We start from the raw sequence: 13,428 nt of genomic DNA on the forward strand, positions 1-13,428 counted from the left end.
GCGCTACGTCACGCGTCGGGGGCACCCGTCACGACGCAGTGGGTGCGGCTGTAGATGGTGGGCATGCAGCGGTTGCAGTGAATACAGGCCGAGTGCACGCTGTGCCGGTCGCCGTCGGCGGCGATCCGATTGATCAGGTCAGGCTCGGCGAGCAGGGCCCGGGCCATCGCGACGAACTGGAATCCCTCGGCCATCGCCAGGTCCATGGTCTCCCGGTTGGTGATGCCGCCCAACAGAATCAGCGGCATCTTGAGCTCGGCGCGGAACAGTCGCGCCTCGCGCAGCAGGTAGGCCTCGCGGTAGGGATATTCGCGCAGGAACTTCTTGCCGGTCATCCGCATGCCCCAGCGCAGCGGCGGCTTGAACGCGCCGGCGAACTCCTTGAGCGGGGCGTCACCGCGGAACAGGTACATGGGATTGACCAGCGAGCTGCCCGCGGTCAGTTCGATGGCGTCCAGCCCGCCGTCTTCTTCCAACCACTTGGCCGTGGTCAGCGACTCGTCGGTGCTGATGCCGCCCCGCACGCCGTCGGCCATGTTGAGCTTGGCGGTGACCGCGATCGGCCGCGGTCCCTGGTCGACGGCGCGCCGCACCGCCAGCACCAGGCCGCGTGCGACCTTGGCGCGGTTCGCCAGTGAGCCGCCGAACTCGTCGTCGCGGCGGTTGATCAGCGGCGACAGGAACGCGCTGGCCAGATAGTTGTGGCCGAGGTGGATTTCGACGGCGTCGAAGCCGGCTTCGACGGCGAAACGGGCCGCTTGGGCGTGATCGGCCAGCACGTCGTCGATGTCATCCGCGCTGGCCTTCTTGGCGAACCGCATGGCGATCGGGTTGAAGAAACGCACCGGCGCCAACGCGGTGGCCCCGTTGGAGCGGGCGTCGGCAACCGGTCCGGCGTGCCCGATCTGGGCGCTGATTGCCGCGCCTTCGGCGTGGATGGCGTCGGTGAGGCGGCGCAGCCCGGGCACCGCCTCGGGGCGCATCCACAGTTGTTCCCCGCCGGTGCGCCCGCCGGGGGACACCGCGCAGTAGGCGACCGTGGTCATGCCGACCCCGCCGGCGGCGGGCTGTCGGTGGTATTCGATGAGGTCGTCGGTCACCAGCGCGTTGGGGGTGCGCGACTCGAAGGTGGCCGCCTTGATGATGCGGTTGCGCAGCGTCAGCGGACCGAGCTTGGCCGGGCTGAACACATCAGGAGCTGTGGAGCTGTCAACAGCCATATCGGGGAGCGTGCCAGACTGTCAGGCGTGGGCGCAATCACGCTTGACGGCAAGGCCACCCGGGACGAGATTTTCGTCGATCTGAAGGAGAGGGTGGCAGCCCTGACAGCGTCGGGTCGCACCCCCGGGTTGGGCACCATCCTGGTCGGTGACGACCCCGGCTCCCAGGCTTACGTGCGCGGCAAGCACGCCGATTGCGCCAAGGTCGGCATCACCTCCATCCGCCGCGACCTGCCCGCCGACATCAGCACCGAAACGCTGAACGAGACCATCGACGAACTCAACGCCAACCCCGAGTGCACCGGCTACATCGTGCAGTTGCCGCTGCCCAAGCACCTCGACGAGAACGCCGCGCTCGAGCGCGTCGACCCGGACAAGGACGCCGACGGTCTGCATCCGACCAACCTGGGCCGGCTGGTGCTCAACATCCCGGGCCCGCTGCCGTGCACGCCCCGGGGCATCGTGCACCTGCTGCGCCGCTATGACGTCGAGATCGCCGGGGCGCACGTGGTGGTGATCGGGCGCGGTGTGACGGTCGGTCGTCCACTCGGCCTGTTGCTGACCCGGCGCTCGGAGAACGCCACAGTCACGTTGTGCCACACCGGAACTCGCGATCTGCCTGCGCTCACCAGGCAGGCCGACATCATCGTCGCCGGGGTCGGAGTGCCACACCTGCTGACGGCCGACATGGTCCGTCCCGGAGCCGCCGTCGTCGACGTGGGTGTCAGCCGGGTGGAGGGGAAGCTGACCGGCGACGTACACCCCGATGTGTGGGATGTCGCCGGTCATGTCTCGCCCAACCCCGGGGGCGCCGGCCCGCTGACCCGGGCGTTCCTGTTGACCAACGTTGTCGAGCTGGCCGAGCGGCAATGACCCTGCGGACCATTCTCGGCCGCGCGGTTCGCGCGCAGTGGCCGATCCTGGTCGTCGGGCTGATCTTCCTGGTGGCGTTCGTGCTGGCGGGCGCCAACTTCTGGCGGCGCGGGGCCCTGCTCATCGGTATCGGAGTCGGGGTGGCCGCGGTGTTGCGGTTGGCGCTGCCCGACGAACGCGCCGGGTTACTCGTGGTGCGCCGCCGGGCAACCGACTTTGTGACCACCGCGACGGTTGGGGCCGCGGTGGTCTACATCGCCTCGACGATCGACCCGCTGGGCACCGGCTGAGGGTCAGAACCCAGGGATGCCGCCGGGCAGTCCGGGCATCCCGCCGCCGGCGAGACCGGGCACCATGGACACGCCTGGAAGTTGCTGCAGCGCACCGATATTGCCGCTGGCGATGTCGGACATCATCTGTGGGCAGTACATCTGAATCGCGATGCTGGTGAACATGCTGGCCATCCCCGGCGACATGCCGTTGCCGCCCACACGTGAGGCGGCCGCGGCGAAGTTGCCGCCCGGCTGCGCCAGCATCGGGCAGACGGTCTGTCCCAACGCGGCCGCGTTGCCCGCGTCGCCGTAATTGACGCCGGCGTTGTTGAGCGCGCCGAGGAACTGGTCGTCAATCGGGCTGGCTTCGGCGGGTGCCGCCAGCGCGGCTGCCGCGGCGAGCGCGCCGGCGGACGCTGCGAGCAGTCGAATGGTCAGTGGTTGGTGGCGCCAGGCGTTCATACGAGTTCCCCGTCCAGTTAGGAGCACCCTTGGGGGCACTCAGTCAACTCTACGAACCTTGGCCCATCGCTGTCACATTTCGGACACGGTGACGTAAAGGTTTGTGCTTTAAGCGTTTTCTTACCGTGTTCTCATCGCCCCTTAGACTAATGGGGTTCGCGAACCGACACGACATTGCGGGTCAACGGGTTTCGCGCGGTTCGCCAATTACCATTGCGCCATATGATCTCTCGTCAGAGATTTCTTCGTGATGCGGCCGCAGCTTTGGCGACATCGACGGTATTCCCCTCGGTGTGGGCCCGCGCCGAACCGGGCAGCGGGTGGTCGGCGTTGGCCTCATCCATCGGCGGGCAGGTGTTGTTGCCGGCCAACGGTGACGCCTTCACCAGCGGCAAGCAGGTGTTCAACTCGCTGTACGACTTCGCCAGTCCGGCCGCCGTGGTCAAGGTCACCTCGCAGGCCGACTTGGAGAAGTCCGTCGGGTTCGCGGCGGCGAACAAGGTCAAGATCGCGGTGCGCGGGGGTGGCCATTCCTACATCGGGGCCTCGACCGCCACCGGCGCCATGGTGCTCGACCTGCGCGGGTTGCCCGGTGGGGTGAAGTTCGACAGCGCCACCGGGGATGTGACCGTGCCCGCCGCAACCGGCCTGTATGCGGTCCATCGGGCGTTGGCCGGTGCCGAGCGGGCCATCCCCACCGGCACCTGTCCGACCGTGGGCGTCGCGGGCTTGACGCTCGGTGGCGGAATGGGAGCCGACTCCCGCCATGCCGGTTTGACCTGTGACGCGCTGAAGTCCGCGACGGTGGTGCTGCCAAGCGGGCAAACGGTCACGGCGTCGGCCGACGATCATCCCGACTTGTTCTGGGCGTTGCGCGGTGGTGGCGGAGGCAACTTCGGGGTGACCACCTCGATGACCTTCTCGACGTTTGCCACTGCCGACTCCGACGTCGTCCGGGTGGTGTTCGCGTACGCGGCGGCGGCCCAGGTGTTGACCGGTTGGCAGACGTGGCTGGCCGGGGCCGACCGCAACGTTTGGGGACTGGTGACTCTTTCGGTCAACTCGTCGCAGGGCAATTGCCATGTGCTGGCGACCTGCCCGGCCGGAACCGGCTCGGCGGTCGCCGCTGCGATCAAGGCGGCGGTGGGTGCGGAGCCCACCGCGGTGGAGCACAACACGCTCGGCCATATGGATCTGGTGATGTACCTGGCCGGGGGCAGCTCGACCAGTTCACCGCGCGGGTTCGTGGCAGGTTCGGATGTGATCGGCGCGATGAATCATGATGCGGCGCAAGCGATCATAGACGCGATAGGGAAGTGGCCGCAGGCGGCGGGGAGCGCCTCGGCGGTGGTGGACACGTTGAGCGGCGCGGTTGGTGAGGTGGATCCGGCCGGCTCGGCGTTCCCGTGGCGGCGCCAGGCTGCCGTCGTGCAGTGGTACGTGGAGGCGACCGGTTCGGAGGCGACGGCCGCGAACCAGTGGGTGGGCGTGGCACACCAAGCGGTGCAACGGTATTCGGTCGGCGGTTACGTGAATTATCTGGAAGCCACCACTGCTGCGGGGCGTTACTTCGGGTCGAATTTGGCTCGGCTGATGGCAGTTCGGCAGCACTATGACCCGGACGGGTTGATGTACTCAGGGCTTTATATCTGAATATCGGTTGGGCGCAAATCCGTTGCGTCACAATGGTTTCTTTGGTACCACATCTTCGTTTTTTGTCGGTGGCCATTCGTAGAATCCAGGCATGAGTTCGAGTACACGTGAGGAGATCGCCGAAGTGTATGCCGCGCTGCGCGACTCGGTTTCTCGGGTGCTGGAGCTCAGTTATGACGTGTTGACCACTCCGGAGCGGTTGACGTATCTGGCCAAGCAGGAAGACGAGTGGCGTCGGTTGCCCGCGGCCCGGCACGAGTTGATCAATCAGCTTGTCGAGCAGTCCAGTGAGGAAGAGCTGGGTGGCAGATTGCCCCATGCGTTGGCGTCCCGGTTGCGGATCACCCGCGCCGAGGCCAGTCGTCGGATCGGGGAAGCCGCGGATCTGGGGCAGCGCCGCGCATTGACCGGAGAGGTGTTGGCGCCGCAACTGACCGCCACCGCTGCGGGGCAGCGCGACGGCCGCATTGGCGGCGAGCACGTGCGGGTGATCCGCGACTTCTTCAAGCGCCTGCCCGCCCACGTGGACGTCGAGACTGAGGAGAAAGCCGAAGCCCACCTCGCACGATTGGCCGGGCAGTACCGGCCCGACCAGTTGGCCAAGCTGGCCGAACGGCTGATGGACTGCCTGCACCCCGACGGCGACTACACCGAGGACGACCGCGCCCGCCGCCGCGGAGTGAGCCTGGGTAAGCAGGACGTCGACGGGATGTCGCGGCTGAGTGGCTATCTGACCCCCGAAGCCCGCGCCACGCTCGAGGCGGTGCTGGCCAAGTTGGGTGCACCCGGCATGTGTAACCCGTTCGACGAGACACCGTGCGTGCAAGGCACGCCGTCGGAAGACGCGATCCGACACGACATGCGCTCGGCGGCCCAACGCAACCACGACGGGTTGGTGGCCGCCTGCCGCGCGCTGTTGGCCAGCGGTGACCTCGGCCAGCACAACGGACTCCCGGCATCGATCATCGTGACCACGACGCTCAAAGACCTCGAAGCCGCGGCGGGCAAAGGCCTTACCGGCGGCGGGACGCTGCTGCCGATGTCCGACGTCATCCGCCTGTCCCGCCACGCGCATCAATACCTCGCCATCTTCGATCACGGCGGCGAGGCGCTGGCGCTGTACCACACCAAACGGCTCGCCTCACCTGGGCAGCGAATCGTGTTGTACGCCAAGGATCGTGGCTGCACATCACCCGGCTGCGACGTCCACGGCTACTACTGCGAGGTGCATCACGTCATCCCGTATGCGCAGTGCCAGACCACCGACGTGAACCAGTTGACCCTCGCGTGCGGCGGCCACCACCCGTTGGCCGAACGGGGCTACATCACCCGCAAGAACAGCCGGGGCGACACTGAATGGATCCCGCCCGCGCACCTGGAGCACGGCCAGCCGCGCACCAATAGCTACCACCACCCGGAGAAGTTGCTCTGCGACGGCGATGACGAACCGTTATAGCGGCGCCCTACTCGGCCAGGGTCGCGCGCACGCACACCGTAACGTAGGGCATGGCAAGGCCATTGGCGTTGGCCAGCGCCGGGTGCGTGGCAAGCAACTGACGCACCCGGTCCAGCGTCTTGGTGCGAACCTCGTCCGGCGAGGTGATGCAGTAGCTGCGCGAGGCGACCAGGTCGATCAACGCCTGCGGCGTCACGTAATTCGTCCACTCGACCTGGTGACGAGACACGTCGGTGAACGGTTCGGGCAGAGTCACCTTGTCGCGCACCGGATCGCCGTCGCGCCCGATGATCTCGCCCAACTCGCGCACCCAGCCGAGTCGCTCGTCGCGGGTGTTCCACACCAGCCCCAGCGTGCCACCCGGCCGTAACACCCGTGCCACCTCGGGGACCGCGCGTGCCGGGTCCACCCAGTGCCACGCCTGGGCGACCAGGACGGCGTCAACGCTGTTGTCGGGCAACGGGATTTCTTCGGCGGTGCCCAGCAACGCCCGGGTCTGCGGCAGCGAACCACGCAGCACTTCGAGCATCTCGGGAACCGGGTCGACGGCGATCACGTCCAGGCCGCGTTCGACCAACCGAGTGGTCAGCTTGCCCGTCCCCGCGCCCAGATCGAGCACATCGTGCGCCGCCGGCGGCAACAGCCAGTCGATTGCCTCGGGCGGATATGACGGGCGGCCCCGCTCGTAGGCGGCCGCAGCCGAGCCGAACGACAGGGAGCGGTCACGCCGGGAACGAGTCACCGCTGACACGCGCCTTCGGCCAATTGCAAAGTCTCCCGGATCAATTCACCCACCGCGTCCGTCTCCACCAGGAAACCGTCGTGGCCGCAAACGGAGTCCACGACATGCAAGCCGCCGCAGCCCGGCAGCAGCTCGGCCAACTCTTGCTGCAGGCGCAGCGGATACAGCCGGTCGGAATCGATGCCACCGACCACCGCCGGAACCGGGCACTGGCTCAGCGCGGCGCGCACACCGCCGCGGCCGCGGCCCACGTCGTGGCTGTTGAGCGACTCGGTCAGGATCACATAGCTGCCGGCGTCGAACCGGGACAACAGCTTGTCGCCCTGATGCTCGAGGTAGCTCTGCACCGCATAGCGCCCTCCGGCTGCCGGGTCCTCGTCGTGCTGGGTCTCGTTGGCGAAGCGGGTGTCGAGTTCCAGCTCGCTGCGGTAGGTCAGGTGCGCGATGCGGCGGGCGATCTTGAGCCCGTCGTCCGGGGAGCGCCCGGTGTCGTAGTAGTCCCCGCCTTGCCAATTGGGGTCGGCCTTGATGGCGGCGATCTGGGTGGTCTGCGTGCCGATCTGGTCACCGGTGGCGCGCGCACCGACCGCCAGCAACAACCCGGCCCGCACCCGGTCCGGGTGGCCCACCATCCATTCCAGCGCCCGGGCACCGCCCATGGAGCCCCCGATGACGGCGGCCACCTCGGTGATGCCCATGGCGGCCAGCGCGGCGATGTCCGCCGCCACTTGGTCGCGCACCGACACCAGCGGAAACCTTGAGCCCCAAGGCTTTCCGTCGCGGGCCAGCGAGCTGGGTCCGGTGGAGCCGCGGCAACCGCCCAACACGTTCGTCGCCACGGCACACCAGCGGTCGGTGTCGATGGGTGCACCCGGCCCGGCCACCCCGTCCCACCAGCCGGGGGTGGGATGCCCGGGTCCGGCTGGTCCGGTGATGTGCGAATCCCCGGTCAGCGCGTGCAGCACCATCACCACGTTGTCGCGCGCGGGTGACAACTTGCCCCAGCGCTGCACCGCGATGTGCACATCGTCGATCACCGCGCCGCTTTCGGTGCGCAGCGAACCGATGTCGATCACGCCGACTTCGCCTTCGGCGGGCAGCATCTGAGTAGGCACGTCGGAAATTGTCATCGCCGGGTTCCTCAGAAGGCCGCCACGGCCTGTGCGTCCCCGGCGGCCGGCGTGTCGGCTCCATACTTGCGCGCCGCGGCGAAGCCCAGTTCCAGGTCGGCCAGGATGTCGTCGATGCCCTCGAGGCCGACGGCCAACCGCACCAGGCCGGGGCTGACCCCGGTGGCCAGTTGCTCGGCGGGGCTGAGCTGGGCATGCGTGGTGGAGGCCGGGTGGATCACCAGCGAGCGCACGTCGCCGATGTTGGCGACGTGGCTGTGCAGCTGCAGCGCATTGACGAACGCCTTGCCGGCCTCGACCCCGCCGGGCAGCTCGAACGCCAGCACCGCACCGGTTCCCTTGGGCGCCAACTTCTTTCCCCGCTCGTACCACGGTGAACTGGGCAGCCCGGCGTAGTTGACCGACAGCACGTCGTCGCGGTCGGCCAGGAACTCGGCGACCCGCTGCGCGTTGGCCACATGCCGCTCCACCCGCAGGCTTAGCGTCTCCAGTCCTTGGGCCACCAGGAACGCGTTGAACGGCGAAGCCGCAGCACCCAGGTCGCGCAGCAGCTGCACCCGCGCCTTCAGCGCATACGCCGGCGGTCCCAGCTCGGCGTAGACCACGCCGTGGTAGCTGGGATCGGGAGTGGTGAAGCCGGGGAAGCGGCCCTGCGTCCAGTCGAACGTCCCGCCGTCGACGATCACCCCGGCGATCGCGGCGCCGTGCCCGCCCAGGTACTTGGTGGCCGAATGGACCACCACGTCGGCGCCTTGGGTCAGCGGCTGGATCAGATACGGCGTGGCGATGGTGTTGTCGACGATCAACGGCACGCCGTTGCGGTGGGCGACCTCGGCGACGGCCGGCGTGTCCAGCACGTCGATCTGCGGGTTGGAGATCGTCTCGGCGAAGAACGCCTTGGTGTTCGGCCGCGTCGCCGCCTGCCACGACTCCACGTCGTCGGGATCGGTGACGAAGCTGACCTCGATGCCGAGCTTGGCCAGCGAGTAGTGGAACAAGTTGTACGTCCCGCCGTACAGGCGGGGGCTGGACACGATGTGGTCACCGGCGCCGGCGACGTTCAAGATCGCGAACGTCTCGGCGGCCTGCCCGGAGGCCAGGAACAGCCCCGCCACCCCACCTTCGAGCGCGGCGATCCGCTGCTCGACCACATCGGTGGTCGGGTTGCCGATCCGGGTGTAGATGTTGCCGGGCACTTCCAGCCCGAACAGCGCGGCGGCGTGCGAGGTGTCGTTGAAGGTGTACGAGGTGGTCTGGTAGATCGGCAGCGCCCGCGCGTTGGTGGCGGTATCGGCGTGCTGTCCCGCGTGAATCTGCTTGGTTTCAAACGACCAATGCGCGGTGGGATCGGTATCGGTGGTGCCGTCAGTGCTCATGGATGTATTCCCCTGTCTGGCTCAGGGGCCCGTCATCGCGGACCCGCGCTTGCCGCGTAGCCGGTGGCGACTACTCAACCTGGTCATCACCCGGGGCACCCCACCGCGGTTGGAGGGTTGCCGGCCAGCAAGCCGGGGCTTCACGCTGGCGCTCATGACCGATTCGCAGCCTAGCGTATGGCCGCGACTCGACGCCAATACGTAGGCTGGCTGAGTGTCCAGCGCACCCAAGATCAGGGTCGAAGGCCCGGTCGTCGAGCTCGACGGCGACGAGATGACCCGCGTCATCTGGAAGCTCATCAAAGAGATGCTCATCCTGCCCCACCTCGACATCCAACTGGACTACTACGACTTGGGCATCGAGCACCGCGACCGGACCAACGACCAGGTGACCATCGACGCCGCCTATGCGATCAAGAAACACGGCGTGGGCGTCAAATGTGCGACCATCACCCCCGACGAGGCGCGCGTCCAGGAGTTCAACCTCAAGAAGATGTGGCTATCACCCAATGGCACCATCCGAAACATCCTCGGCGGCACCATCTTCCGCGAGCCCATCGTCATATCCAATGTGCCGCGCCTGGTTCCGGGCTGGACCAAGCCGATTGTCATCGGCCGCCACGCTTTTGGCGATCAGTACCGGGCCACCAACTTCAAGGTCGACAAACCGGGCACCGTCACACTGACTTTCACCCCCGCCGACGGCAGCGAGCCCATGGTGCACGAAGTGGTGTCCATCCCACCGGACGGCGGGGTGGTGATGGGCATGTACAAGGCGGATTCAAGGTTTGCTTGCAACAGTGGCTGTTGACGCGCTCGACAGTAGCCGATCGAGCATCTTGGCGGGGCTGTCCCAGTCGAATCGCTTTCGTGGCCGGTTGTTGAGTTCGGCAGCAACCTCGTCGAGGTAGGCAGCTGAGTGGATTGATAAGTCGGTGCCCTTCGGAAAGTATTGGCGCAAGAGGCCGTTGGTGTTTTCGTTGCTGCCGCGTTGCCAGGGTGAATGTGGGTCGCAGAAGTAGATGTCGAGGTCAGCGGCAAGGCTGATACGGCCGTGAGCGGCCATTTCGTGGCCTTGATCCCAGGTTAGGGTCTTCCACAGATCTCGTGGCAGGACTTGGATTTTGGCGATCATGGCCTCGGCGACCACATCGGCCTGGCGGCTAGCGGGTAGGTGCAGCAGCTGCACGAATCCAGTGGAGCGCTCGACTAGGGTGCCTATCTGAGAGGCCTGGTTCTTGCCGATGATGTAGGGGTCGGACCGGGGCGCGGTGCCGGGATTGCTCCTGGCCCGTTTCCCCGGCCCGCCCTCCGCACCGGACGTGCGACTCTCGTCGCATCCGGCGCTCCACGGACTGCCACCGTTATGCGGGGACCGAGGTCGCCGCTGTGCTGGTCCACGGTGTGGGGATGTTGCTCGCCCGCCACCGATACCGAGTGATCGGAACGGTGGTGGTATCGAACATGACGATCCCATTCTCTTGCGGACGATTGCCTGGCCTTCCGGTCAGGAACCGCCGGTAGAGCTCCGCCCACGTGATCCGCTTGTGCCGTTTGAGCAGCCACTGGGTGACCCGATGCCAGGCAAAGGAATCGAGGTATCCGAAGGTTGCCTTCGACACACCGTGACGGAAATACGCACACCATCCTCGGAGCACCGGGTTGAGGCGTCCGAGGAGATCAGCAAGGCCATGATGACGTGCCTTCTTGGTCAGCGCCCGCACCTTCGTCATGATCGAAAGCAGCGCCTTCTTCGACGGGTAGGTGTAGACAGCTGCCTTGTTCGTGCCCTTCTTGCGGCGCCGCTGGATGCGGAATCCGAGAAAGTCGAACCCCTCGTCGAGGTGGCATACCTGGGTCTTCTCCACGGATAGCCGTAGCCCCAGTGGGGCAATGACATCCGCGACTTCGTCCCATAATGCGTCCGCGTGCGCTTTGGTTCCGGCCACCATGATCACGAAATCGTCGGCATAGCGGACGATCCGATAGGTGGCCCCGCCACGTTTGCGATGGGCATCTCGCCGCTGAGATGTCCGATGGGCATCCCATTTCACACGGAAATGTGCGTCCAACACCGTCAGAGCGATGTTGGCCAGCAGCGGTGAGAGTATGCCACCCTGGGGTGTGCCGGTATCAGATTCCCTGACCGTTCCGTCGCCAGACATGATGCCCGCCTTCAGGAATGCCTTGATCAGGGCCAGGACCCGCTTGTCGACGATCCGCGTGCGTACTCGTTCCATGATGGCGGAGTGAGCCAGTTCGTCGAAACACGCCGCGATGTCAGCCTCGAAGACCCAGTGATAGTTCCGGGTCCCCAAAGCATGTATCTCGGCGATCGCGTCCTGAGCGCGACGTCGGGGACGGAAACCGTAACTGACCGGCTCGAAATCCGCCTCGAAGATCGGCTCCAACACCAACAGCAACGACGCTTGAACCGTGCGGTCCATCGCCGTGGGAATACCGAGCCGCCTGAGTTTGCTGCTCCCTGGTTTGGGAATGAGTATCTCCCGCACCGGAAGTGGAGCAAATGTCCGTGCCTTCAGTTCGGTTCGAACGTGGCTCAGGAACGCCACCGTCTCGGCATCTCCGGTTATGGACGCAGGAGTCAGCCGGTCGACACCGGCTGAGCGTGCGCCCTTGTTGCCCCGCACCCGTTCCCACGCGACGGTGAGAAAGTCCGGGTGGTGGACGAGGTTGAACACATCATCAAAGCGGCGGTCGGAATCTTCGACCGCCCAGTGGTGCAGCTTGCGTTGCATCTGTCGTACCTGCCATGCCGCCTGATCGGGATCGGGCCATGACAGCTCACCGGTATTCACCAGTGCCTCCGTTCGTGTCGTGTTCGCTGCATCAATTCCGCTGGGGCCCTTCGCCATGCACGAGGCTTTCCCCCGCTCGGACTACTACGGCCCCTCCGCCCCACCGCGTGGCCATCGACAGACGACGCGTCAACCCGGATTCGGCGCCCTCGGCTGAGGACGACGACACGGGAGCCTCGCGATGGTTCCCACGTTCACTGCTGACCGCTCGAGGAGGGAGGTGCCCAGCTATGCCCCTGCGATATCGCCACGGCTACGCCGCAGGCATTCACCGTGGCCTCCAGCGGCAGCGACCTAAACCGCAGCCGGAGTTCCCAACACCGAGACGCCAGTGGTGTTGGTGCGCATCGCAGACCAGCCCGAATCCACCGGGTTAGAGCTGGCGGGAGACTTGAGAGGCGTTAAAACACTGGTTCCTCGCGTACACCTTCTCCTCATGCTTGCCGGACCCAGGCCATCCGGTAGTGCCGGCCTGTCCCGTCGTTGTCGGGGCTGCTTACCACCCTCGCCGGCGTCTCCCGGTCCAGGCTGCCCCCAGCTTCGTTACGCTGCTGCGACAGCACAACGGCGCAGGTCTCTCACCTCCGCTCGGTCACACAGCGCCTCGTGGCGCACGAGGTCTCCCTCCCAATGCCCAGGTACGGCGCGGTCGGCGGCCTCGGCGGGGCGCTCGCTGATGTTGACCATGCCCGGAATGCGGCTGCGACCATCTCCTGCGCGAGCTCTCTTACGGGGTCGACGCAGCGCGCGCCCGGTGCGCAGGCAGGTGACCAGATCGCGGCGTAACTCACCGCGTCCTTGCACGTAAAGCGCTCGGTAGATGGTCTCGTGGGACACGTGCATCTCCGGGCTGTCGGGATAGGTCTTGGCTAGCTCGCCGGCGATCTGCTCCGGGCTGTATTTCTTAGTCAACAATGCCTGCACCTTGCCGGCCAACTGCGGGCAGCGGGTCAGCTTGCCGGCCTTCGGGCGGCGCGCCCGTTCCTCGCTCCGGCGTTGAGCGATCCGCGCCGAATACCCCGACGTGGCATCCCACCCGCACTGGCGGGCCCCGAACCGATACTTAGCCCGATAGCGACCGGTCAGACCGCGAGCAGCGCCGTTTCGGTCAATCTCGCGCATGACCGTTGACGGCGCCCGCTTCAATCGATGAGCGATCAAGCGAATCGACTCACCTCGTGAGGTGCCGATCATGATCTGTTCGCGCTCCTCAGGCGACAGCCGCGGACGCTTGCGCCCCTGTGGCGCTTGCAGTTGTGGATTCACGCCACCAAATCTGCAAAACCATCTCCAGCCGCAGCTTCCAGACACGCCGACAGCAACACCGGCATCCTCTGAAGACCATCCCGCAGCGATCAACTCCCAGAACCGACGCCGAGCCGATAACCCCTGCCATTGGCGCGTCACCGAACACTCCTTACTACG

General features: G+C 66.4%; 10 protein-coding genes, 3 pseudogenes and 1 riboswitch. Of the genes and pseudogenes, 5 read left to right on the top strand and 8 right to left on the bottom strand.

The annotated features are described in order from the left end of the window. Window positions 1-8: 8 nt before the first annotated feature. The gene (locus I2456_RS05995; RefSeq protein WP_085073758.1) at window positions 9-1,220 is read right to left on the bottom strand and encodes an NADH:flavin oxidoreductase; all 1,212 of its coding nucleotides are present in this window, start codon (window positions 1,218-1,220) and stop codon (window positions 9-11) included. A 27-nt stretch (window positions 1,221-1,247) separates the two neighbouring features. Here I2456_RS05995 and I2456_RS06000 point away from each other — a divergent pair, with 27 nt between their 5' ends. After that, complete coding sequence (locus I2456_RS06000) at window positions 1,248-2,093, top strand: bifunctional methylenetetrahydrofolate dehydrogenase/methenyltetrahydrofolate cyclohydrolase (RefSeq protein WP_068162665.1); 846 nt, start codon at window positions 1,248-1,250, stop codon at window positions 2,091-2,093. Then, window positions 2,090-2,383, top strand: a complete 294-nt coding sequence (locus I2456_RS06005) for a DUF3017 domain-containing protein (protein WP_085073759.1) — start codon at window positions 2,090-2,092, stop codon at window positions 2,381-2,383. Before I2456_RS06000 ends, I2456_RS06005 begins: the two co-directional genes overlap by 4 nt. Window positions 2,384-2,386: 3 nt before the next feature. On the opposite strand, the gene I2456_RS06010 is transcribed toward I2456_RS06005, so the two are convergent. Continuing rightward, window positions 2,387-2,827: a DUF732 domain-containing protein gene (locus I2456_RS06010; protein WP_068162667.1), complete on the bottom strand. Its 441-nt coding sequence runs from the start codon at window positions 2,825-2,827 to the stop codon at window positions 2,387-2,389. A 222-nt stretch (window positions 2,828-3,049) separates the two neighbouring features. On the opposite strand from I2456_RS06010, the gene I2456_RS06015 reads away from it, so the two are divergent. After that, window positions 3,050-4,480, top strand: a complete 1,431-nt coding sequence (locus I2456_RS06015; protein ID WP_085073760.1) for an FAD-binding oxidoreductase — start codon at window positions 3,050-3,052, stop codon at window positions 4,478-4,480. Between the two features lie 91 nt (window positions 4,481-4,571). Continuing rightward, window positions 4,572-5,936 (top strand): HNH endonuclease signature motif containing protein, encoded by a 1,365-nt coding sequence (locus tag I2456_RS06020; RefSeq protein ID WP_085073761.1) that lies wholly within the window; start codon window positions 4,572-4,574, stop codon window positions 5,934-5,936. Between the two features lie 7 nt (window positions 5,937-5,943). Here the strand turns inward: I2456_RS06020 and I2456_RS06025 are convergent, their stop codons facing one another. Genes I2456_RS06025 through I2456_RS06035 form a run of 3 tightly spaced genes read right to left on the bottom strand, consistent with a single transcriptional unit; the run spans window position 5,944 to window position 9,184 of the window. Further along, window positions 5,944-6,678, bottom strand: a complete 735-nt coding sequence (locus I2456_RS06025; protein WP_085073772.1) for a class I SAM-dependent methyltransferase — start codon at window positions 6,676-6,678, stop codon at window positions 5,944-5,946. Beyond that, complete coding sequence (gene metX, locus I2456_RS06030; protein WP_085073762.1) at window positions 6,675-7,808, bottom strand: homoserine O-acetyltransferase MetX; 1,134 nt, start codon at window positions 7,806-7,808, stop codon at window positions 6,675-6,677. Before metX ends, I2456_RS06025 begins: the two co-directional genes overlap by 4 nt. Window positions 7,809-7,819: 11 nt before the next feature. Further along, window positions 7,820-9,184, bottom strand: a complete 1,365-nt coding sequence (locus tag I2456_RS06035; RefSeq protein ID WP_085073763.1) for a bifunctional o-acetylhomoserine/o-acetylserine sulfhydrylase — start codon at window positions 9,182-9,184, stop codon at window positions 7,820-7,822. Between the two features lie 40 nt (window positions 9,185-9,224). Continuing rightward, window positions 9,225-9,344: riboswitch (SAM riboswitch) on the bottom strand. A gap of 54 nt (window positions 9,345-9,398) precedes the next feature. Between I2456_RS06035 and I2456_RS06040 the strand changes: the two are divergent. Then, a pseudogene (locus I2456_RS06040) lies at window positions 9,399-9,956 on the top strand (isocitrate/isopropylmalate family dehydrogenase); the annotation flags it as partial. 9 nt (window positions 9,957-9,965) lie between these two features. Here I2456_RS06040 and I2456_RS06045 read toward each other — a convergent pair. From I2456_RS06045 to I2456_RS06055, 3 genes and pseudogenes are all read right to left on the bottom strand, one after another. Further along, window positions 9,966-10,418: pseudogene (locus tag I2456_RS06045) on the bottom strand (IS30 family transposase); the annotation flags it as partial. A gap of 130 nt (window positions 10,419-10,548) precedes the next feature. After that, the gene (gene ltrA / locus I2456_RS06050) at window positions 10,549-12,003 is read right to left on the bottom strand and encodes a group II intron reverse transcriptase/maturase (RefSeq protein WP_033711551.1); all 1,455 of its coding nucleotides are present in this window, start codon (window positions 12,001-12,003) and stop codon (window positions 10,549-10,551) included. Window positions 12,004-12,615: 612 nt separating this feature from the next. Continuing rightward, window positions 12,616-13,410, bottom strand: a pseudogene (locus tag I2456_RS06055) (IS30 family transposase); the annotation flags it as partial. Window positions 13,411-13,428 lie beyond the last annotated feature (18 nt).

This window comes from Mycobacterium kubicae (assembly GCF_015689175.1).
Taxonomy (GTDB): domain Bacteria; phylum Actinomycetota; class Actinomycetes; order Mycobacteriales; family Mycobacteriaceae; genus Mycobacterium; species Mycobacterium kubicae.

What these genes read in the sequence shown, in the direction of transcription:
- I2456_RS06035 (WP_085073763.1), bottom strand. Translation starts at nt 9,184, where the DNA reads ATGAGCACTGACGGCACCACCGATACCGATCCCACCGCGCATTGGTCG.
- I2456_RS06010 (WP_068162667.1), bottom strand. Translation starts at nt 2,827, where the DNA reads ATGAACGCCTGGCGCCACCAACCACTGACCATTCGACTGCTCGCAGCG.
- metX (WP_085073762.1), bottom strand. Translation starts at nt 7,808, where the DNA reads ATGACAATTTCCGACGTGCCTACTCAGATGCTGCCCGCCGAAGGCGAA.
- I2456_RS06015 (WP_085073760.1), top strand. Translation starts at nt 3,050, where the DNA reads ATGATCTCTCGTCAGAGATTTCTTCGTGATGCGGCCGCAGCTTTGGCG.
- I2456_RS05995 (WP_085073758.1), bottom strand. Translation starts at nt 1,220, where the DNA reads ATGGCTGTTGACAGCTCCACAGCTCCTGATGTGTTCAGCCCGGCCAAG.
- I2456_RS06005 (WP_085073759.1), top strand. Translation starts at nt 2,090, where the DNA reads ATGACCCTGCGGACCATTCTCGGCCGCGCGGTTCGCGCGCAGTGGCCG.
- I2456_RS06020 (WP_085073761.1), top strand. Translation starts at nt 4,572, where the DNA reads ATGAGTTCGAGTACACGTGAGGAGATCGCCGAAGTGTATGCCGCGCTG.